We start from the raw sequence: 19,666 nt of genomic DNA, 5'->3' as shown, positions 1-19,666 counted from the left end.
CGCAACCCAACGAACGGAAACCCCATGTCCCCCACCGTTTCCCCCCAAGGCGCCATCCCCACGGCAAACGGCACGGCATTCTCCGTCTACTCCCGCCACGCCTCACAGATCGACCTCTGCCTGTTCGACGCCACCGGCAACATGCAAACCGCCCTGCTGCCGATGCAACGCGGCGACAACGACATCCACCGCATCACCACGGATGCCCCGATTGGCACCCGCTACGGCTTCCGCGCCGATGGTATCTACGCGCCCGATCACGGCCTGTGGTTCGACCCCTCGAAACTCCTGCTCGACCCCTACGCCACGCAGATCGACCGACCCTTCGTGCACGACCCGGCGCTGTTCACCTTCGGCACCGACACGGCAAACATCATGCCGAAGTCCATCGTTTCGCAGCACCCGTCCGTCAAGCGCCAACCGCCTTTGTTCACCCCCGGCGGCCTGATCTATGAAGTCGCGGTCAAGCCCTTCACCATGCTGCACCCGGATGTGCCTGAAGCAATCCGAGGCACCGTCGCAGCACTCGCCCACCCCGCCATCATCACGCACCTTAAAACCATCGGCGTCGATACCATCGAGTTGATGCCGATCACCGCCTGGATCGATGAGCGTCATCTGCCGCCGCTCGGTCTCACCAATGGCTGGGGTTACAACCCCGTCGGTTTCATGGCACTCGACCCGCGCCTTTGCCCCGGCGGTGTGGACGAGTTGCGCGATACGGTCGCAGCGCTGCACGAAGCGGGCATTGGCGTCATCCTCGATCTCGTCTTCAACCACACCGGCGAAAGCGACCGCTTCGGCTCGACGCTATCGCTGCGCGGTCTGGATAATCTCACCTATTACCGCCATCTGCCCGATGATCCCGGCACTTTGGTCAACGATACCGGCACCGGTAACACGGTCGCCTGTGACCACCCCCAAGTCCGCCAGCTTGTCGTCGACACACTACGGCACTTTGTGGCCCATGCGGGCATCGACGGCTTCCGCTTCGATCTCGCCCCCATCCTCGGTCGCACCGCAACCGGCTTCGAGACGGCAAGCGAAACGCTGGCCGCCATCCATGCCGATCCGCTGTTGCATGACCGGGTGTTGATTGCCGAACCCTGGGATATCGGTCCCGGCGGCTACCAACTCGGCAATTTCCCCGAAAGCTTCCTCGAATGGAACGACCGCGCCCGTGATGATCTGCGCCGCTACTGGCGCGGCGATGCGGGCACAACAGGCGCGCTGGCCGATGCGCTCGCAGGCTCCTCGCCCATCTTCTCCCGCCACAACCGAACGGAAACCCGCAGCGTCAACTTCCTTGCCGCCCATGACGGCTTCACGCTTTTCGACCTCTTGGCCCACAGCCACAAGCACAACGAGGCCAATGGCGAAGACAACCGCGACGGCCACGATGAAAACCATTCCTGGAACAATGGCTTCGAGGGCCTGACGGACGATCCGGCCATCAAGAACGCCCGTCTCAATGACGTAAAATCGCTGCTCTCCACCCTCTTCGTCACCCGCGGCACCATCATGCTGACGGCAGGTGATGAGGGCGGCCGCAGCCAGAAGGGAAACAACAATGCCTATTGCCAGGACAACGATATCACCTGGGTGAACTGGGCAAAGCTCTCGCCGGAGCTGATCGCGCACACCGCCTATCTCGCGACCTTACGCAAACGCTTCGAGGTCTTCAGCGAGGCCGGTTTCTTCTCAGCCCACACGGATGATGTGCAGTGGCTTTCACCCACAGGCGAACCGATGACGGTTGCCGATTGGGAAAACCCTGGAGGCACGCCGCTTGCCATGCTGCTGAAAACGCGCGACCTAGAAACCGACGAGACCGTGCGCCTCGCTATCCTTTTCAACCGCACCCGTGACATCGTCCCCTTTACCCTGCCGGGCAAGTGGCAACCTGTTGGCACGAATTTCGGCAATCCGGCCTATCTGCCTGCTCGTTCCGTGGTATTTTACCGGCAAGGCTGATTTGCTGCATCGCAAAAAGACGATTGTTCTTTAGGCCCACCGCTGTAAGCTTCCCGGTCACTGCCCTGTGATAAAAAACATGCATCGCGAGGAACCATGCCCAAGGAAATCTCTCTGTCTGAGGTAAAAGACCTTGTCGGCTCGGAGGTCGGAACATCCGACTGGATTACCGTCGATCAAGCCATGATCGACGCCTTCGCCAAGGCCACGCTGGACGACCAGTTCATCCACACAGACCCCGAGCGCGCCGCAGAAAGCCCCTTCGGCGGCACCATCGCCCACGGCTTTCTGACGCTGTCCCTGCTGTCTGCCATGAACTACAGCGCCCTGCCGAAAATCCGAGAGCAGACCATGGGCATCAATTACGGCTTCGACAAACTCCACTTCGTCGCCCCCGTCAAAAGCGGCGCCCGCATCCGCGGCCACTTCACCCTGGCCGAAGCCCGCTTCCGCGGCGGCGCGATGCTGATGAACACCTATGATGTGACAGTGGAAATCGAAGACGAAAAGAAACCGGCGCTCACAGCACGGTGGATTACGATTAGCCAGTTCGATCCGGAGGATAGGCCGGAGGAGGATTAGGACCAGTATCCTCACGTCGATATCATTCCCGCTGAACCGCGCTTCGCTTATCGGACAAACATCACAAGCAAACATTGCGCGCAATGTTTTCTCTAACCCACGGGAACATGTTCTCCCAATCCGCGTTGAATTCCACACGCATTGAGGGGGAATTTCAGTGGCAGAATCAGTAACAAAACCCGACGGTTCGGCAGAGCCGACAACCGAACTCAAACGCGTGATCGGGCCGGGGCTTCTGCTGCTGTTCATCGTGGGTGATATTCTCGGAACGGGCATCTATGCGCTGACCGGCCAGGTCGCCGCAGAAGTCGGTGGCGTCGTCTGGCTACCCTTCCTCATCGCCTTCGGCGTCGCGCTGCTAACCGCCTGCTCCTATCTGGAACTGGTCACGAAATACCCCAAAGCAGCCGGTGCAGCGCTTTATACGCACAAAGCCTTCGGCGTGCATTTCATTACCTTCCTCGTCGCCTTCACCGTCATGGCGTCGGGCGTCACATCCGCCTCCACGGCGTCTCGCGCATTTGCCGCGAATTTCACCACAGTCACCGGGTTTGATTTCGGGGCCTTCGGCGTCACAGGTGTGGCCATGACCTTCATTGCAGCCATCGCGCTCATCAATTTCCGGGGCGTGGGCGAAAGCGTGAAGATGAATGTGGTGCTGACGGTCGTTGAACTCACCGGCCTGCTCATCATCATCGGCATCGGCTTCTGGGCCATCGGCAACGGCCAGGGCGATGTATCGCGCGTCTGGACATTCGAGCCTGGGGGCGAACATGGCGTCATCTGGTCCGTGGTCGCGGCCACGACGCTTGCCTTCTTCGCAATGGTGGGCTTCGAGGATTCGGTCAACATGGCCGAAGAATGCAAGCAGCCAGCGCGCATCTTCCCCAAGGTCCTGCTGGGCGGCCTCGCCATCACCGGCGTCATCTATGTTCTCGTCGCCATCTCCGCCATCACACTGGTTCCTGCAGCAGATCTTGGAGAGGGCGAAACGCCCCTGCTGAAAGTCGTTGCCGCAGGCGCACCCAATTTCCCTATCGGCATTTTCGGCGTTATCACCATGTTTGCGGTCGCCAACTCCGCGCTCATCAACATGATGATGGCCAGCCGCCTGATCTACGGCATGAGCCGCGAAGGCGTGCTGCCGCCCGCACTCGGCAAGGTCCACAAGGGCCGCCAGACACCCTACATCGCCATCATCTTCACCTCGCTCATCGCCATCGGCCTCATCGCCTTTGCAGGCGGCGTGCCAGCACTCGGCGGTACAACGGCGCTGCTGCTGCTCGGCGTCTTCACCATCGTCAACGTCGCGGTACTGGTGCTGCGCAAGGACAAGGTCGCCCATAAACACTTCCGCACCCCCACCATCCTGCCCATCATCGGCGCCACCAGCTGCTTCTTCCTCGTCGGCCCCTGGACGGGCCGCGACCCGGTGCAATATTCCATCGCTGGCGTGTTGCTGTTTATCGGAGTGTTGTTGTGGCTGGCGACGGTTGGATTTATGCGGATGCAGGAGAAGGCGGCTTAAAATTACGGCGCAATGGGCCTCTAAGGACGAGTGGATTTTCGCACCATCTGGTGCTATTTCTAGGGTCCAACCACACGCCGCATCCTTGGCAGGAACCTGACATGCGATCCACGATAAATCTCGATGACACCCTTTTGCAGCGGGCGAAGTCCCTGACCGGGACGAACGAAACGGCTGCGCTGGTTCGGCAGGCATTGGAAACGCTTATCAGGGTTGAGTCAGGAAAGCGGCTCATCGCGCTCGGCAGCTCCATGCCCGATGCAGAAGCAGCACCCCGTCTCCGAGGAGACTCTGCAAAGTGATCTTGGTTGACACGTCGATCTGGATCGATCACTTCCGTCACGGTGATGCCGAGTTGCAGAACATCATCGAAGACGACCGCCTTCTCTGCCACCCTGTCATTATTGGTGAGCTGGCACTCGGCAGTCTTCGGGATCGCAATGATGTGATAGATTTCTTGGCCGCTCAACGGGAAATATCCGTCGCTTCACATGACGAAGTCATGGTCATGATTGACCGGCATTCAATCTTCAGCATGGGAATCGGCTACAGCGACGCACATCTGCTTGCGTCCACCCTGCTTGCTAAGCGAGCAGTCCTGTGGACCAGAGACAAACGCCTCGCAGCGGCGGCTCAAAAAGCGGGCGCCGCATTACACGCGCCCGCGAACCCAACCAACTAAACGTCAGAAAGAAGATGCGCGCTAAGCTCCCACATCCCGAGCGCCCTCTTCCAGCAAGCCGAACACATAATCCGCAAAAGAGCGCCAGCACTCCACCCGGAACGTATCCTCCGCCACGCGCAAAATCACCACTTCTGCCTTGCCAAACAGCGTGCGCGAACATGCGCCGACGGGGAAGGCATTGAGCGAAAGAGCTTGCGGGCAGCCAGCGTTCAGCGTGGCTTCCGCACCTTCGCCTGAAACCGTCATGGCCACGTTGCGGTGGGAAACGTCGGTGGCGGAGTGGGGAGCTAAAACGCTTGCGCAGGCATCCATCAGGTTGCTTTCGCCTTGGTCGATCACCAGCCATTCGTCTGGCCCGAGCCAGAGTGCTGCGCGCAGGCCGGAGGTGGTGGACGTCTTGGGCGACTGCGGAAGGCTGATGTCGAGTGCCTGCGAAAGCTCGCTGACAGCATCCGCCTTTGCGCGCAGCGACAGCCGGTATGCAGGCGCTGCCATCTTGATGGAGACTGTCGCGGAACCGGCGCGGGCGCCTTCCAGAACCAATGTGCGCTTTGCCAGATCAGCCATTGATGCGGCCTCCTTCCTTGTCGAAGAACACCATGTCCGTGACCTCAACCGCAATCGTCTTGTCGGCCAAGGGAATGTAGAGCGTCTCACCCATCCGCGCACGGCCACCAGCCACCAGACCGAAGGCGATGGAGCGGCCAAGGTTTTCGGACCAGTAAGATGATGTGACGTGGCCCAGCATGGTCATCGGCTTTGGCTGGTTCGGATCGACAACGATCTGCCCACCCTCCTCCGGCACATCATGGGGGTTCTTCGGCAACAGACCGACGAGTTGCTTGCGGCCCTCACGCTTGAGGTCGGGGCGTTGCAAACCACGAATACCGACGAAATCCGTTTTCTTCTTGGAAACCGCCCAACCAAGCCCGGCATCGTCAGGCGTGACAGTGCCATCGGTATCCTGCCCGACGATGATGTAGCCCTTTTCGGCGCGCAGAATATGCATGGTCTCGGTGCCATAGAGGCAACCGCCCACAGCCTCGGCGCGCTCAGCAATCTCTTTCCAAACGGCAGGGCCAAAATCCGCGGGAACGTTGATTTCGAAACCGAGTTCGCCGGTAAAGGACACACGGAACAACCGCGTCGGCACGCCGCAAATCTTGCCCTCGGCAATGGCCATATGCGGGAAGGCGTCGGGCGAAAGATCGATGCCCTCCACCAGCGGCGCAATCACCTCACGCGCCTTAGGCCCCTGCACGGCAATAACCGCCCATTGTTCGGTGGCGGATGTCAACCATACATTGAGGTCAGGGAATTCCGTCTGGAGATAGTCTTCCATATGGTGCAGCACGCGTGGCGCACCACCGGTCGTTGTCGTCACATGGAACCGGTCTTCCGCCAGACGCCCGACAACACCGTCATCGTAAACGAAGCCGTCTTCGCGGGTCATGATGCCATAGCGGCAGCGACCGGGCTTCAGCGTATCCCAGGCATTGGTATAGAGCAGGTTGAGGAATTTTGCCGCGTCAGGCCCGACAACCTCGATCTTGCCGAGCGTCGAGGCATCGAACACGCCCACGGTTTCACGCACCGTCTTGCATTCGCGGTTCACGGCCTGGTGCATGTCTTCACCGGCGCGCGGATAGAACCATGCACGCTTCCAGTTGCCCACATCTTCAAAGGCTGCACCGGCGGCCTCTTCCAGCGCATGCATCGGCGTCTTGCGGGCAGGATCGAACAGCTTGCCGCGTGAATGGCCCACCAGCGTGCCGAAAGTGACAGGCGTATAGGGCGCACGGAACGTCGTCAGTCCCACCGTAGGCAGCGGGCGGCCCAGGGCCTCGGACGCTATGGCCAGACCATGCATGTTGGACATCTTGCCCTGATCCGACGCCATGCCATTGGTCGTGAATCGTTTGATATGCTCGATGGAATGCATGCCCTCGCGCACCGCAAGGCGGATATCCTTGGCACAGACATCGTGCTGGAAATCGATGAAGGCCTTGACGTTGTCGCCTTCGCCCGCCCCGTCCGCAGCCCCGATCATACCACCAGTCCACGGATGCGCATTGGCACCGGAAAACTCTGCAGTACCACCGCCAGCGGCCGCCGCCTCGGCAATCAAATCACCAAGATCATCGGTACCGTTGCAGGCGCCGATGGAAACACAATCCTGCACATGCACATCGGGCAGAAAACGCTGATTTTCGGTGTCATACTTCAGCTTGCCGCGCGATTGCGAGAACAGATGCACCGACGGCGTCCAGCCTGCGGAAACGATGAGCGCATCCACCTTGATCTTGCGCTTGGAAGACCCGCCATTGCGACCCACCGTCATGGAGGACACCCGCAGACGGCCCGACGTGTTGTAAACACTATGGCCCGCCAGCACCTCGATGCCCAGCGCCCGCGCCTCATCCAGAAGCTTTACATCCGGGTTGGCGCGGCAATCCACGATGGCGGCAATCGCTACCCCCGACCGCTTCAGGTCGAAGGCTGTTTCGTAAGCGGAATCATGCGCGGTATAGACACCCACATTGTGGCCCACCGTCACGCCGTAATGGTTGAGATAGGTGCGCGCCGCAGAGGCCAGCATGATACCGGGGCGGTCATTATTGGCAAACACCATGTGCCGCTCGATAGCACCTGTCGCCAGCACCACCTTCTTCGCCCGCACCTGCCACAGCCGCTCGCGCGGCGCATGCCCCGGTGTCGCCAGATGGTCGGTCACGCGCTCGGCAAGGCCGATGAAATTGTGATTGTAGTAGCCGAACACGGTGGTGCGCGTCAGCACCTCAACATTCGGCATGGCCTTCAGCTCGGCGAAGGTCTTCTGCGCCCAGTGGTAGCCATTGATACCGTCGATGGTTGTGCCGGTATCGAAACGCAGCGCGCCACCAGCCTCCGGGTTCTCATCCGCCAGAATGACCTTCGCGCCCGTCTTTGCCGCAGCCAGCGCCGCCGTCAGACCCGCAACACCACCACCGGCCACCAGCACATCGCAATGGGCATAGCGGCTGGCATAGTGATCCGTGTCGCCTTCCTTCGGCGCATTGCCCAAGCCCGCTGCACGACGAATGATCGGCTCGTAGAGCTTGTCCCAAGCAGCCTTCGGCCACATGAAGGTCTTGTAATAAAACCCCGCCACGAACATCGGTGAGAGGAAATCATTCACCGCACCGATATCAAACGAGAGCGACGGAAAGCGGTTCTGCGAAGAGACGATCACCCCATCGAACACTTCCTGCACCGTGGCCCGCACATTCGGCTGACGACGAGACGCATCACGCGATACATCGATAAGCGCATTCGGCTCTTCCGGCCCGGCGGAGAGAAATCCGCGCGGACGGTGATATTTGAACGAGCGGCCAATCAGATGCACGCCATCGGCCAGAAGTGCGGACGCAACCGTATCGCCCTGAAGCGCCGTGTGAATCTTGCCATCGAAGGTAAAGCGCGCGGTGCGCGCAGGCGTCAGGCGGCCAGCGCCTTTGATGCGATAGGCGCCGCTCATCGGGCTGCTCCTTCATGTCCGGCCGCAACGGTGGCGTCGTCCGGCTTCGGCTCGCCTGCCTTGTAGGTCAGGTGGATCTTGTCGCTGACGGAATGGCGCGCGGCGTTGAAGAACCGCCCGCAGCCATGAATGTGCCGCCACCGCTCGAACACCATGCCCTTGTCATTGTCGCGCATGAAGAAATATTCGGAGAATTCCTCGTCTGAAATGGCCGAGATGTTTTCGGGCCGCGCAATATGCGCCTCTCCCGCCCAGCGGAATTCCAGCTCGGAACGCTCTTCTTCACAATAGGGACAACGGATCAGCAGCATGTTTTCGCCTCAAAGAGAGCTTTCCGGAACGACGGTTCCGGCGGGTTGGTCACACAGGCGCTTTCCCATGGTGATATACGGGTAAAGCCTGCTCATCAGTTCATCGATCGTCGTGAAGTCGCGGAAAATCTTGGCTTTGCCCATATTGACGATCGACATCAACATGGGGTTGACGGTGAGTGCGACAGGCTCCTCCTGCACGCCATCCTCCTTCGTTCCGACGAAATAGACAGCCCTGTCACCTATGATGGGCGCGCAAAGCAGCCTTCCTTCGCTTGCCTCAAACGGCCAGTTCGTCTCGCCCTGTGCCTTGCGGATCGTCTGCATGCGGAAATCCTTCTCTTCCAGCACAAGCTTGTTGGCCTGCGATGGCGAGGCTACAAATGCAGCCACAAGAATTGCCGCAGCCGCCCTCAATGCGCCACCGCCGCAGCCGCCGCCTCATCGATCAGCCGTCCCGAGCGGAACCGCTCCAGGTTAAGCCCTTCGGCCAGCTTGTGCGGCTCGCCACGCGCGATCAGATGCGCAAACAGATGCGCTGACCCCGGCGTCGCCTTGAAGCCGCCTGTGCCCCAACCACAATTGACGAACAGGTTCGGCACCGGCGTCACACTCTGGATTGCCGAGCGATCGGGCGTGTTGTCGGTAATGCCACCCCATTGGCGCATCATTTTCACGCGGCGGAAAATCGGAAACAGCTCGCAGATCGCATCCAGCGTATGGGTGATGATCTGCAAACCGCCCGTCTGGGAATAGGAGTTATACTGGTCCGTCCCCGCGCCAATCACCAGCTCGCCCTTGTCGGATTGCGAGATATAGGCATGCACCGTGTTGGACATGACCACGCAGGGGAAAATCGGCTTCAACGGTTCAGATACCAGCGCCTGCAACGGGTTGGAGGCCAGCGGCACCCGCACATCGGCCATGTTCATGATGACGGAGGAATGCCCTGCTGCGGAAACACCGATCTTCTTGGCACCGATAAAGCCGCGATTGGTTTCGACACCCGTCACCGCACCATCCGGCCCGCGACGAATAGCCGTCACCTCACAGTTCTGGATGATGTGAACACCGCGATCCGAGGCCCCACGGGCATAACCCCAGGCCACCGCATCATGCCGCGCCGTGCCACCACGGCGCTGAAGGGCAGCGCCATTGATGGCGTAACGCGCATTGGCGGAAATATCGAGCGGCGGACAGTATGCCTTCGCCTGCTCCGGCGTCAGCCATTCATTGTCGATGCCATAGAGCCGGTTGGCATTGATATGGCGCTTGAAACTCTGTTGGTCGTGCACATTGTGTGACAGCATCATCACGCCGCGCGCCGAATACATGACGTTGTAATTCAGATCCTGGCTCAAGCCTTCCCACAGTTTCAGGGAATGCTCGTAAATATCCATGCTCTCTTCATAGAGATAGTTGGAGCGGATGATGGTGGTGTTGCGCCCGGTATTGCCGCCACCGATCCAGCCTTTTTCCAGCACCGCGATATTGGTAATGCCGTGTTCCTTGGCCAGATAATAAGCCGCACCCAGCCCATGCCCGCCACCGCCGATGATGATGACGTCGTATTCCTTGCGCGGTTCGGGAGAAGCCCACTGCGCCTCCCATCCCTTATGCGCCCGCAAGGCCTCGCGAGCCACGGCAAAAACCGAAAATTTGCGCATTCGCGAACCACTCCTTCAAAACCGGTTGGGAAACCCGGCTCATAGTCTTCCGGCAGAACCATACACATCGCAAATCAATAACGACGGCAATGTCTCTTTTGCGACGCGGCGGCATGATTGTTTTGACATATTCAAGAAGAATGGCGTTTACACCGCTTTTTGGGGCTTCTGGGCAGTTAACGACTGGACTTCGTAAAAACCATCTGATATTGCACGTCACCAATCGCGCGGCCACACGGCCAACCGAACGATTTTTTGTTTGCTTGCGAATGCCATTATTCACACGGCAAAATAACCAACCAAAGGAACGGGATTCACGTGCAGGTACTAGTCCGCGACAATAACGTTGATCAGGCGCTTCGCGCTCTCAAGAAGAAGATGCAGCGCGAAGGCATTTTCCGTGAAATGAAGATGCGTGATTATTACGAGAAGCCTTCCCAGAAGCGCGCTCGCGAAAAGGCTGAAGCCGTTCGCCGCGTTCGCAAGCTGGCACGCAAGCGCATGCAGCGCGAAGGTCTTATTGCTGGCCCGCGCGCTCCGGCACGCTGATAGGCCGTCTTTTCGACGTTTTTGAATGCTTATGGGGCGGGGGCGAATTTTTCGCCGCCGCTCTTTGAGTTTATGACCGTTGAACGGGCTTGGTAGAGGGAACCCAAATCGCATGAACGCTGTTGATACCCGTGATTCCAGAAATCCGTTTTCAAGCGGTGTATCCCAGAGAGACAAAATGCGGTTTCGTTCTTCCCTCATCGTCTGTGGTGTGCTCGCCGCCTTGTCTGGCTGTGCCACCACCACACAGACGAATGACGTTTTCCAGCTCGACCGCGCCCAGGGCTCGACGGAAAACATCACATCGCTTACCTCGGTCATCAACGCCAATCCGCAGGACCCCGAAGGTTACAACGTACGTGGCTCGGCCTATGGCCGCGCTGGCGATTCAAAGCGCGCCATTGCCGATTTCGAGCGTGCCCTTCAGCTCAATCCGCGCTTCTATCAGGCCTATGCCAACCGCGCCCTCGTTTACAGAAACAGCGGCCAGCAGCAGCAGGCTTTGCAGGATTACAACAGCGCGCTGCAGATCAATCCAAGCTATGACGTAGCGCTGATCGGGCGTGGTAATCTTTACCGCCAGACAGGCCGCGTCAACGAAGCCTTCAACGACTTCTCCGCCGCCATCAATCTCGACACCACCGATGGTCGCGCCTGGCACAATCGCGGTCTGATCTACCAGCTGCGCAATCAGCACACCCAGGCCATCGAAGACTTCTCGAAAGCCATCTCGCTGTCGCCGAATTCGCCTGAGCCCTATAATGGCCGTGGCATTTCCTATGTCGCGCTGAACGACGACGAAAACGCCTTCGCCGACTTCAACCACGCGATCGCGCTCGACGGCAACCTCGCTGAATCCTGGGCCAATCAGGCCTTGGTCTATGAGCGTCGCGGCGAAAAAGACAAGGCCGCCAAATCCTACGGTCATGCCGCCCGCCTCGACCCGAAATACAAGCCAGCCGTGGATGGCCTTGCCCGTACCCGCGGCGCCAGCGCGTCGTAAGAACCATTGCCGCCATCTGATATCAAAGCCGGACCCAGTCCGGCTTTTTTGTTTTGCCTATGGCCAAGGCAAGCAACCAACAGCATCGATGTCGTTCAGCTTCGTGTCAGAATAGCACCCTACCTCTGCCTGCATCCATAGGGAGAGATCAAGACCATGAGACACACACGCTATACAGTTGCCATCGCTGCCGTTCTGATGATGGCCTCGCAAAGCTTTGCCGCGACCATCGTCAAGGTCACGGAAGGCGGTGAAGGTGGCGGCCCGATGACGTTGACGCTCGACAAGCCGACGATCAAGGCGGGCGAAACGACCTTCCTCGTTCACAATGACGCGATGTCGGAAGAGCACGAAATGGTGCTGGTGAAGCTGAAATCACCAGACCAGACAATCGATGTCGTCGCGGGCAAGAACCGAATCGACGAGAAGAAGCTGAAAAGCATGGGCGAGGTCTCCGACCTGAAACCCGGCGCCAATGGTCAGCTGAAAGCCAAACTTTCCCCCGGCTCCTATGTGCTTCTGTGCAACATCAAGGGCCATTACCAGGCCGGAATGCACGCCGCGCTGACCGTCACCAAATAACGCCCGCACTTTGCTACGGATCCGTTTTGCTCCAACCGAGCAGAACGGATCTACTTCGGTGTTGCAGTGGTGGCCCTGCCTTCGCGCACCCATCTGTTCACCTTGCCCCGATCAAACCCTTGTACCCGCAAGCCCACTCATGCCATGAGAATACCATTCCGTGGAGAGTGCTCGATGATAAAGACGATAGTGGCCGGACGGCTTTGGGGACGTTTGGTATTGGTGGCATCCCTGTTGGCAAGCAGCGTGGCCAATGCAACGCCTGTGCTGGTTGTCGATACCGCAAACCGCCAGGTTCTCTACCAGGAAGATGCTGGCGTGCCCTGGTATCCCGCCTCCACCACCAAGCTCATGACCGCTCTGGTCGTTTTCGAAGCTCTTCGCTCCGGCGCGGTAACGCTGACCACGCCGGTCGTGATGACCAGCAATGCCACCAAACAAAAGTTTCTGGAGTCGGGCCTGACCTTGGGTCGAACGATGACCCTGGAGGACGCGCTTTTCGCAGCCCTCACCGCCTCGGCCAACGATGTTGCGGTTGCGCTGGCCGAAGCCGTCGCGCCAAATGAACCCGCATTCGTCGAGCGCATGAATGCGCAGGCCGCGCGCCTCGGCATGACGGGCACGCATTTTGCCAGCCCCAACGGCCTGTTCGACAAAGCCAATTATACGACCGCGCGTGATCTCGCGATCCTTGGAATGGAAATCGATCGGACCTATCCCGAATATAGCCGCTTCTTTCAAGGCTCCGCCGTCATCATCGATGGCAAGGAGGTCAAATCCAACAATGCATTGCTGACCCACTTCAGCGGCACGGTTGGCATGAAAACCGGCTTTCTGTGCGCCTCAGGCCGCAACTATGTCGGCCTTGCCACCCGCAACGGCAAACGCATCATGGTGGTGATGATGGGCGCAACGACCGAGCGCGAACGCGACGAACGCGCCGCCCAATATCTGACGCAGGCCTTCGCCGGTCAATTGCCCCCGTCCGGCCCAGTCGACGCCATTCAAAACCGCACGGATGTCACCCCGCAGGACATGCGCATCCGGCTGTGTACCGACAAGAGCGTCCCATACGAAGCCGAACGCGAGGCGCTCTACCCCATGGGCCTTCCGGGCCATGAATCCTTCCTGACAGACCAAATTCCGGGACAAGTCCGCACAATCACAACGTGGCAGACTGAAACCAAAAACGAGGTGCCCCTGCCAACACCCCGGCCCTCCCAGCCATAAGACGCCAGATGCCTGACACCAAGCTCACAGAAATGCCGCAGATCACCGTAACGGCAACGACGGCTGACCACATCGAGAGCTTTCACCAGGCGCTCGACACGGTGGCGAAAGAAAGAAAATACCTGACGCTTCTGGAAGCCTTTCCGCTTCCAGAGACCCGAAAATTCGTTCTCGGCATGATGGAGCGCGGCAATCCACACGTCGTTGCCACCAGCGAAAATACTGTCGTCGGCTGGTGCGATATCTCACGCCATGTCTTTCCCACACATGCCCATCGCGGCACCCTTGGCATGGGCATCATCTCTGGCTACCGAGGCCGCGGGCTGGGTATGCGGCTGATGGATGCGGCGTTAAAGCAGGCACGAGATGCCGGATTTATCCGCATCGAATTGTCCGTGCATGCGAATAATGCACCTGCGATTGCCCTTTACGAAAAGGTCGGGTTTATCAAGGAAGGCATTCAACGACGCAGCGTCCTGATCGACGGCGCCTCCATCGACACCGTGAACATGGCGCTCATGCTGGACGAGGATTAACAACAGTCGCAGCCTTCAAACCGATCCCCGCGCCTTAGATCATATGCTTTCCATCCCGCTCCTATCATCGATCACTCGACCTCTTTCATAGACCCGGCCGGAAGCTTCTCATCAGCGAAATCGGGATAGACCTCTCGCAAAATGCCGATCTGCTTGCCGTCATCGACACGCAACAGATACCATTGCCCGCCATCGATTAGCCCGAGGGTATAAGACCGCGCCTCGATCTTTTTTCCCTCGGTTTCCATGAGTGTGAGGGTGGGAATCAGCACATAGGGTTCGCCGCTTGCCGTCTGTTCATAGTCAATATTCTTCTGATCCATTTCGAACTTCAGAAACTTCACCGACGCCAAAATCATCTGCATTTGCGTCGCCAGAGCGCCGCGCAGCTGGTCCGCCGTGACCCCGGATTTGGTCGCAATAGCTTCAAAAATCTTTGGGGGAACGGTGCCGGTTATGGTGGCGAAATCACTGGCCTTGAACGCCGCGTCGAAGCGCTCGATTTGACCATGCAGTGACGTGCGCTCCGCCTCGCTCAAATCCCGTGCCATCGCAGAACCGGCCAAGACCAGCAGGAGCAGTGAACATATCAGCGTCTTCATCAAGAACCCTCTTACTCGGTTTTATCGGCAATATATCCACCGGTCTGTCTGTGCCACAGCTGTGCGTAAAGCCCACCCTGCTCCAGCAAAGCCGTCGGCGTGCCCTCCTCCACGATCCGCCCTTTGTCCAGCACGATGATCCGGTCCATCTGGGCGATGGTGGACAGGCGGTGGGCGATGGCGATGACGGTTTTGCCGGCCATCAGCACATCGAGCTTTTCCTGAATGGCCGCCTCAGATTCACTGTCGAGCGCCGACGTCGCCTCGTCCAGAATGAGGATCGGGGCGTCTTTCAAGAGCACGCGCGCAATGGCCACACGCTGGCGCTGTCCGCCTGAAAGCTTGACGCCTCTGTCACCTACAAAGGCCTTGTAACCGCACCGGCCTTCGCCATCGGTCAAATCTGCAATGAATTGATCCGCTTGCGCTGCCCGCGCAGCCGCCACGATGGCATCGTCAGAAGCGCCAGGCTTGCCATAGCGAATATTATCACCGACAGACCGGTGCAGCAGCGACACATCCTGCGAGATGACGCCGATATTCTCGCGAAGGCTGGCTTGAGTCACAGAACGGATGCTCTGACCGTCGATCAGAATATCGCCCTCGTTCAATTCGTAAAACCGCAGCAGCAGATTCACAAGCGTCGTCTTGCCCGCCCCCGACAGACCCACCAGCCCGACCTTTTCTCCGGCAGCGACCCGCAACCTCAGCATTTCGATAACGTTTTTATCCATGCGATAGCCGAAGGAAATACCGTCGAAATTGATCTCACCGCGCTCGACAATCAGTTCCCCGGCACTTGGCGCATCCACGATGGTGGGTGGAGTGGTCATCACCGGCATGGCATCGCGAATGGTGCCGACCGCTTGGAAGATTTGCTGGCCCATTTCCACAAAGGCCCGACCATTGGCCGCGAGGCGTTGCGCCAGATACACAGCAGCAAAAAACTCGCCCGTCGTAACAAAGCTGCCTATCATACCTCGGAAGCCGATGGCCATCATGGATAGGAGCAACACAACATTCAGAGTCACGACAGCGGTGTCCACGCTCAGATAAACGCGGCGCTCCCTATGCTGCGCCTTGACCGCATCTGCGAACGTGCGCCGCAGAGCGCCCGCCTCGCTATCTTCAGCGGCGAACTGCTTAACCATCTGCATGTTGCTGTACAGATCGGCCATCGTTCCGACCAGCAAACTGCGTCGGCGCGCTGATTTCGCGGAAAGCTTCGCGAAGCGCGGCGAGACCAAGATGGACATCGTCACGACCGCAACCATCCAGACGAACGCAGGAATGGCAAGTGGCCAGGCAATGGCGCTTAACAGAATGAGCGTGCCGGTGAACTGGACCAGATAATAGGGTATGGCCCGAAAGGCGACCGCACCCTGCTGCTGCACCGCAGATGCGACCTGAGACAGACGCGACGCGACCTGACCGGCAAACAGGTCCTGAAAGAACGCCAGATCCTGCCTCTCGACCGCCTTATGCCCCTGCCACTGGATGGCGACCGGCAGACAAACCGCCACGACTTGCGACGACAGCGTATTTGCACAGAAAATCAGGATCGGTAGCACAGGGAAAATCAGCAGACCTAGAACTGTCAAAAGCGGCCAGCGATCCTGAAGGAAAGCAGCAGCGCCCTGCGCATTTACCCCGTCAACGATGACGGAAAGCCCCCACACCGTGGCAAGGTTGATGAGCTCCGAACAAACGACGACAACAGTGACCATAATCAAAGGCCAGCGAAACATCCGCACGAAATGCATCAGCAGATGAAACGGCCCCTGCGAAGGCAGAGGCTTGTAGGGAATCTCAAGCGGGCGGATCAACCCTTCGAATGGGCGGTAGACGAAGTCTGAAAAAGCCATGGCACTCAACAGAAAGACTGAAAAGAAAAGGCGACATCTTCGAGAATCGCCAATATTTAACCATGGATTGCCTCATCGCACAAAATTTTATCGCAGATTGCAGAATTAATACGATGCTTCAGCGATGAGCGCGCACGAAAACTGGCGAAAGAACGATCTCTTTCACCAGCCAGATAAGCAAAGTCGACAAATCGGTTAGCGGAGCAGGACGAAACCGGCAACGGTAAGGATGACAAACACCAGCAATCCGCCAAAAAAACCGCCAGTCGTGAAGAAGCCGACGGCCATGGCGAGCATGAGAACGCACACCATCATCGTGCCGTATTTCGAGGCAGCCAGAAAACCGTTATAGGTCTTTTCGTGCTCGGAATAATTCATCGGCGCGCCGACTTCGAGTGGACCATTGTGGTGTTCGCTCATACCATTTCCCCTGTAAATCCCAACGTCCTTGCCCGTTGCTCCGTGCGCCGATGGCAGCACCCCTTATACGTGGCAAGTCATTGCAGAAAGCTCCATACCAAGACCTAACATGGGTTCGTTGAAAAACGCAATCCGTCCGGCTGACTGTCGGACCGCCCAAGTACAAAATAGCCGACCGCAGCTCTCATCTGCATAATCGGCGCCAAACTGTGCAGGCAGGCAACAGCTTTGGTCGTAATGCTTGGTGCGCGGCTGTTTATACCGCACAAAGCGCTATCGCCGTTGCATTTCGCAAAACCACCTCCTACACAAAATGGGTGGAGGAGGTCCTGATCTTGCTGAGGGGCAAGGTGTCGGCTGGCGGTTGCGGCAGACACGAGGGATCACGCCTGCGCACCAACCCGCAAAGGGGTGAAGAGGGGGAACGAATGAAGGCTCTTTTGAATTTGAGCGCGCTGATTGACTGGGTCAGTGAAGCCTTGGGCAAGTTTGCAGGCTATCTGGTTTTGATCTGCTGCCTTGTCAGCGCCGGCAATGCCATTGTGCGCTATCTCTTCAATTACAGCTCGAATGGCTGGCTGGAAATCCAGTGGTACATGTTCGGCTTCATCGTCCTCATCGGCGCATCCTATACGTTGCGCATGAATGAGCATGTGCGTGTGGACATCATCTACGGCGCGATCTCGCCGCGCGCCCGGCTGTGGGTGGATATCATCGGGCTGGCGCTGTTCCTGCTTCCTGCATGCGCCTATCTGGCGTGGCTGAGCTGGCCGGAATTTGCTCTGTCATGGGCGCAGAACGAGACCTCTTCCAACGCGGGCGGCCTCATTCGCTGGCCGGTGAAGCTCATCATCTTCGCAGGCTTTGCCCTGCTCGTCCTTCAGGGAATATCCGAACTGGTGAAGCGCATCGGCGCGCTGAACGGGCTCTATCAGCTCGACACCAAATACGAAAAACCGCTCCAGTAAATCAGGCGCTGATCGCTAAGGATATTTCCATGTTCGAATACGGTATTTTGCCGCCGCTGATGTTCCTGGGCATGATCATCTTCATGCTCTACGGTTTTCCCGTGGCGTTTTCCCTGGCCTCCGTCGGTCTGCTGTTCGGCGTCATCGGCATTTTCACAGAGCATTTTTCGCCCGCCTTCCTGCAAGCACTGCCGCTGCGCATCTTCGGCATCATCTCCAACGATCTGCTGCTGGCCATCCCCTTCTTCACCTTCATGGGTGCTATTCTGGAACGATGCGGGCTTGCGGAAGATTTGCTGGAAGGCACCGGCAAGCTGTTCGGCGCCATTCCAGGCGGCCTCGCTTATGCCGTCATTCTCGTCGGTGCCATCCTTGGTGCCATCACCGGCACGGTGGCGGCCTCCGTCATCACCATGGGCGTCATCTCGCTGCCCATCATGCTGAAATATGGCTACAATCCGCGTCTCGCCACCGGCGTCATCGCCGCATCCGGCACCATCACGCAGGTCATCCCGCCTTCGCTTGTCCTCATCGTTCTCGCAGACCAGCTCGGCAAGTCCGTCGGCGATATGTATCTCGGCGCCATCGGCCCATCAATCCTGCAGGTGACCATCTTCCTGCTGTTCATCTTCGTCATGTCGAAGCTGCGCCCGAAGGATTTGCCCGCTCTGCCGCCGGAAGCGCGTGGAGAGCTCAACCGCGCCCTGGTCTTCCGGGTGCTGGCGGGCATGGTGCCGTCCATCGTGCTGATCTTCCTCGTGCTCGGCACCATCTTCATGGGCCTTGCAACGCCAACGGAAGCAGGCGCGCTCGGCGTCGTCGGTGCCATGGCGCTCGCCGCGGCCCACCGCCGCCTCACTTGGGATCTCGTCAAGCAGGGCATGCATTCCACCATGCACATCACCTCCATGGTGGTGTTCATTCTGGTCGGCGCCACATGCTTCAGCCTCGTCTTTCAGGGCATGGATGGCTCGCTCTGGATCGAGCATATGCTGTCGGGCATTCCAGGCGGCCCCGTCGGCTTTCTGATCTTCGTCAACATCTTCATCTTCTTCCTGGCCTTCTTCCTCGATTTCTTCGAGATCGCCTTCATCGTCGTGCCCATGCTGGCCCCGATTGCGCAATCGCTCGGTATCGATCTCATCTGGTTCGGCGTGCTCATCTGCATCAACATGCAGACCAGCTTCATGCACCCGCCCTTCGGTTTCGCCCTCTTTTACCTGCGTTCGATTGCGCCGCGTAGCGTCAAGACATCGGACATCTACATGGGCGCAATCCCGTGGCTGGGCATGCAGCTTATCCTCGTCGCCATCGTCATCTTTTGGCCCGAATCCGTTACCTACTGGCTGGACAAGGCACCACAGGTCGACCTCAACACCATCAAGATCGAAGTCCCTGCCTTCGGCAACGGGGGTGGCAACACGATGCCGAATTTCGGCCTGCCTTCGATGGATGGAGCACCAGCCCAACCGGGTGGAAACGGGCTGCCCGGCATGCCGAACCTGAACGAGCCGCCGAAGATCGGTCCTTAAGGGAAACACTTGATGCGTGTGGACTGATGTATTATATTGGTGAAGTGGAAGGCAGGGTTGCACCCCCGCCTTCCGTTTGTTCTTGCTAGAAATTGAGCCGGACAGTCAATGACCA

General features: G+C 58.7%; 20 protein-coding genes. 12 read left to right on the top strand and 8 right to left on the bottom strand.

Features of this window, described 5'->3' with window-relative positions:
* Window positions 1-24: 24 nt before the first annotated feature.
* The 5 genes from glgX to RRU01S_RS00895 all read left to right on the top strand — a co-directional run bounded on the left by glgX (window position 25) and on the right by RRU01S_RS00895 (window position 4,766).
* On the top strand, window positions 25-1,974 hold the full coding sequence (gene glgX / locus RRU01S_RS00915; protein ID WP_045228365.1) for a glycogen debranching protein GlgX: 1,950 nt from the start codon (window positions 25-27) through the stop codon (window positions 1,972-1,974).
* Between the two features lie 96 nt (window positions 1,975-2,070).
* Window positions 2,071-2,556: a MaoC family dehydratase gene (locus RRU01S_RS00910; protein WP_045228364.1), complete on the top strand. Its 486-nt coding sequence runs from the start codon at window positions 2,071-2,073 to the stop codon at window positions 2,554-2,556.
* Window positions 2,557-2,713: 157 nt separating this feature from the next.
* Complete coding sequence (locus tag RRU01S_RS00905; RefSeq protein WP_045228363.1) at window positions 2,714-4,084, top strand: APC family permease; 1,371 nt, start codon at window positions 2,714-2,716, stop codon at window positions 4,082-4,084.
* A 101-nt stretch (window positions 4,085-4,185) separates the two neighbouring features.
* Window positions 4,186-4,386 carry a type II toxin-antitoxin system VapB family antitoxin gene (locus tag RRU01S_RS00900; RefSeq protein ID WP_045228362.1) on the top strand — a complete coding sequence of 67 codons (201 nt, stop codon included), beginning with the start codon at window positions 4,186-4,188 and terminating at the stop codon, window positions 4,384-4,386.
* Window positions 4,383-4,766 (top strand): type II toxin-antitoxin system VapC family toxin, encoded by a 384-nt coding sequence (locus RRU01S_RS00895; protein WP_045228361.1) that lies wholly within the window; start codon window positions 4,383-4,385, stop codon window positions 4,764-4,766. Before RRU01S_RS00900 ends, RRU01S_RS00895 begins: the two co-directional genes overlap by 4 nt.
* Window positions 4,767-4,787: 21 nt before the next feature.
* Here RRU01S_RS00895 and RRU01S_RS00890 read toward each other — a convergent pair whose 3' ends face one another.
* The 5 genes from RRU01S_RS00890 to RRU01S_RS00870 are packed head-to-tail and all read right to left on the bottom strand — an operon-like array spanning window position 4,788 to window position 10,264.
* Window positions 4,788-5,336 (bottom strand): sarcosine oxidase subunit gamma, encoded by a 549-nt coding sequence (locus tag RRU01S_RS00890; protein WP_045228360.1) that lies wholly within the window; start codon window positions 5,334-5,336, stop codon window positions 4,788-4,790.
* Window positions 5,329-8,286: a sarcosine oxidase subunit alpha gene (locus RRU01S_RS00885; protein WP_045228359.1), complete on the bottom strand. Its 2,958-nt coding sequence runs from the start codon at window positions 8,284-8,286 to the stop codon at window positions 5,329-5,331. The genes RRU01S_RS00890 and RRU01S_RS00885 overlap by 8 nt, the downstream gene beginning before the upstream one ends.
* Window positions 8,283-8,597, bottom strand: a complete 315-nt coding sequence (locus RRU01S_RS00880) for a sarcosine oxidase subunit delta (protein ID WP_045228358.1) — start codon at window positions 8,595-8,597, stop codon at window positions 8,283-8,285. Before RRU01S_RS00880 ends, RRU01S_RS00885 begins: the two co-directional genes overlap by 4 nt.
* Before the next feature lie 9 nt (window positions 8,598-8,606).
* Window positions 8,607-8,990, bottom strand: coding sequence for a hypothetical protein (locus tag RRU01S_RS00875; RefSeq protein WP_045228357.1), 384 nt, complete (start codon window positions 8,988-8,990; stop codon window positions 8,607-8,609).
* A 20-nt stretch (window positions 8,991-9,010) separates the two neighbouring features.
* Window positions 9,011-10,264 carry a sarcosine oxidase subunit beta family protein gene (locus RRU01S_RS00870; protein ID WP_045228356.1) on the bottom strand — a complete coding sequence of 418 codons (1,254 nt, stop codon included), beginning with the start codon at window positions 10,262-10,264 and terminating at the stop codon, window positions 9,011-9,013.
* Between the two features lie 318 nt (window positions 10,265-10,582).
* Here RRU01S_RS00870 and rpsU point away from each other — a divergent pair, with 318 nt between their 5' ends.
* From rpsU to RRU01S_RS00845, 5 genes are all read left to right on the top strand, one after another.
* Window positions 10,583-10,813 (top strand): 30S ribosomal protein S21, encoded by a 231-nt coding sequence (rpsU, locus tag RRU01S_RS00865; RefSeq protein ID WP_045228355.1) that lies wholly within the window; start codon window positions 10,583-10,585, stop codon window positions 10,811-10,813.
* Window positions 10,814-10,991: 178 nt separating this feature from the next.
* Entirely contained in the window at window positions 10,992-11,816 is an 825-nt protein-coding gene (locus tag RRU01S_RS00860) for a tetratricopeptide repeat protein (protein WP_234791296.1), read from the top strand.
* 156 nt (window positions 11,817-11,972) lie between these two features.
* Window positions 11,973-12,398, top strand: a complete 426-nt coding sequence (locus RRU01S_RS00855) for a plastocyanin/azurin family copper-binding protein (RefSeq protein WP_045228353.1) — start codon at window positions 11,973-11,975, stop codon at window positions 12,396-12,398.
* Window positions 12,399-12,572: 174 nt separating this feature from the next.
* Window positions 12,573-13,628: a D-alanyl-D-alanine carboxypeptidase family protein gene (locus RRU01S_RS00850; RefSeq protein ID WP_045228352.1), complete on the top strand. Its 1,056-nt coding sequence runs from the start codon at window positions 12,573-12,575 to the stop codon at window positions 13,626-13,628.
* An 8-nt stretch (window positions 13,629-13,636) separates the two neighbouring features.
* Window positions 13,637-14,164 carry a GNAT family N-acetyltransferase gene (locus RRU01S_RS00845; RefSeq protein WP_045228351.1) on the top strand — a complete coding sequence of 176 codons (528 nt, stop codon included), beginning with the start codon at window positions 13,637-13,639 and terminating at the stop codon, window positions 14,162-14,164.
* A gap of 71 nt (window positions 14,165-14,235) precedes the next feature.
* On the opposite strand, the gene RRU01S_RS00840 is transcribed toward RRU01S_RS00845, so the two are convergent.
* The 3 genes from RRU01S_RS00840 to RRU01S_RS00830 all read right to left on the bottom strand — a co-directional run bounded on the left by RRU01S_RS00840 (window position 14,236) and on the right by RRU01S_RS00830 (window position 17,051).
* Complete coding sequence (locus tag RRU01S_RS00840; RefSeq protein WP_045228350.1) at window positions 14,236-14,766, bottom strand: hypothetical protein; 531 nt, start codon at window positions 14,764-14,766, stop codon at window positions 14,236-14,238.
* An 11-nt stretch (window positions 14,767-14,777) separates the two neighbouring features.
* Complete coding sequence (locus RRU01S_RS00835) at window positions 14,778-16,631, bottom strand: ABC transporter ATP-binding protein (RefSeq protein WP_045228349.1); 1,854 nt, start codon at window positions 16,629-16,631, stop codon at window positions 14,778-14,780.
* A gap of 195 nt (window positions 16,632-16,826) precedes the next feature.
* Window positions 16,827-17,051 carry an aa3-type cytochrome c oxidase subunit IV gene (locus tag RRU01S_RS00830; RefSeq protein WP_045228348.1) on the bottom strand — a complete coding sequence of 75 codons (225 nt, stop codon included), beginning with the start codon at window positions 17,049-17,051 and terminating at the stop codon, window positions 16,827-16,829.
* A gap of 428 nt (window positions 17,052-17,479) precedes the next feature.
* Here RRU01S_RS00830 and RRU01S_RS00825 point away from each other — a divergent pair, with 428 nt between their 5' ends.
* Window positions 17,480-18,019, top strand: coding sequence for a TRAP transporter small permease subunit (locus RRU01S_RS00825; RefSeq protein ID WP_045228432.1), 540 nt, complete (start codon window positions 17,480-17,482; stop codon window positions 18,017-18,019).
* Between the two features lie 29 nt (window positions 18,020-18,048).
* Window positions 18,049-19,551, top strand: a complete 1,503-nt coding sequence (locus RRU01S_RS00820; RefSeq protein WP_045228347.1) for a TRAP transporter large permease — start codon at window positions 18,049-18,051, stop codon at window positions 19,549-19,551.
* Window positions 19,552-19,666 lie beyond the last annotated feature (115 nt).

Source organism: Agrobacterium rubi TR3 = NBRC 13261 (genome assembly GCF_000739935.1).
Lineage (GTDB): Bacteria > Pseudomonadota > Alphaproteobacteria > Rhizobiales > Rhizobiaceae > Agrobacterium > Agrobacterium rubi.
The sequence above is the reverse complement of the archived record's forward strand: the minus strand, read 5'-3'. Positions and strand labels throughout refer to the sequence as shown.

Excerpts from the sequence above, each read along its gene's own strand:
- glgX (WP_045228365.1), top strand. The coding sequence starts at position 25 with ATGTCCCCCACCGTTTCCCCCCAAGGCGCCATCCCCACGGCAAACGGC.
- RRU01S_RS00910 (WP_045228364.1), top strand. The coding sequence starts at position 2,071 with ATGCCCAAGGAAATCTCTCTGTCTGAGGTAAAAGACCTTGTCGGCTCG.
- RRU01S_RS00900 (WP_045228362.1), top strand. The coding sequence starts at position 4,186 with ATGCGATCCACGATAAATCTCGATGACACCCTTTTGCAGCGGGCGAAG.
- RRU01S_RS00890 (WP_045228360.1), bottom strand. The coding sequence starts at position 5,336 with ATGGCTGATCTGGCAAAGCGCACATTGGTTCTGGAAGGCGCCCGCGCC.
- RRU01S_RS00885 (WP_045228359.1), bottom strand. The coding sequence starts at position 8,286 with ATGAGCGGCGCCTATCGCATCAAAGGCGCTGGCCGCCTGACGCCTGCG.
- RRU01S_RS00880 (WP_045228358.1), bottom strand. The coding sequence starts at position 8,597 with ATGCTGCTGATCCGTTGTCCCTATTGTGAAGAAGAGCGTTCCGAGCTG.
- RRU01S_RS00870 (WP_045228356.1), bottom strand. The coding sequence starts at position 10,264 with ATGCGCAAATTTTCGGTTTTTGCCGTGGCTCGCGAGGCCTTGCGGGCG.
- RRU01S_RS00860 (WP_234791296.1), top strand. The coding sequence starts at position 10,992 with ATGCGGTTTCGTTCTTCCCTCATCGTCTGTGGTGTGCTCGCCGCCTTG.
- RRU01S_RS00855 (WP_045228353.1), top strand. The coding sequence starts at position 11,973 with ATGAGACACACACGCTATACAGTTGCCATCGCTGCCGTTCTGATGATG.
- RRU01S_RS00850 (WP_045228352.1), top strand. The coding sequence starts at position 12,573 with ATGATAAAGACGATAGTGGCCGGACGGCTTTGGGGACGTTTGGTATTG.
- RRU01S_RS00845 (WP_045228351.1), top strand. The coding sequence starts at position 13,637 with ATGCCTGACACCAAGCTCACAGAAATGCCGCAGATCACCGTAACGGCA.
- RRU01S_RS00840 (WP_045228350.1), bottom strand. The coding sequence starts at position 14,766 with ATGAAGACGCTGATATGTTCACTGCTCCTGCTGGTCTTGGCCGGTTCT.
- RRU01S_RS00835 (WP_045228349.1), bottom strand. The coding sequence starts at position 16,631 with ATGGCTTTTTCAGACTTCGTCTACCGCCCATTCGAAGGGTTGATCCGC.
- RRU01S_RS00830 (WP_045228348.1), bottom strand. The coding sequence starts at position 17,051 with ATGAGCGAACACCACAATGGTCCACTCGAAGTCGGCGCGCCGATGAAT.
- RRU01S_RS00825 (WP_045228432.1), top strand. The coding sequence starts at position 17,480 with ATGAAGGCTCTTTTGAATTTGAGCGCGCTGATTGACTGGGTCAGTGAA.
- RRU01S_RS00820 (WP_045228347.1), top strand. The coding sequence starts at position 18,049 with ATGTTCGAATACGGTATTTTGCCGCCGCTGATGTTCCTGGGCATGATC.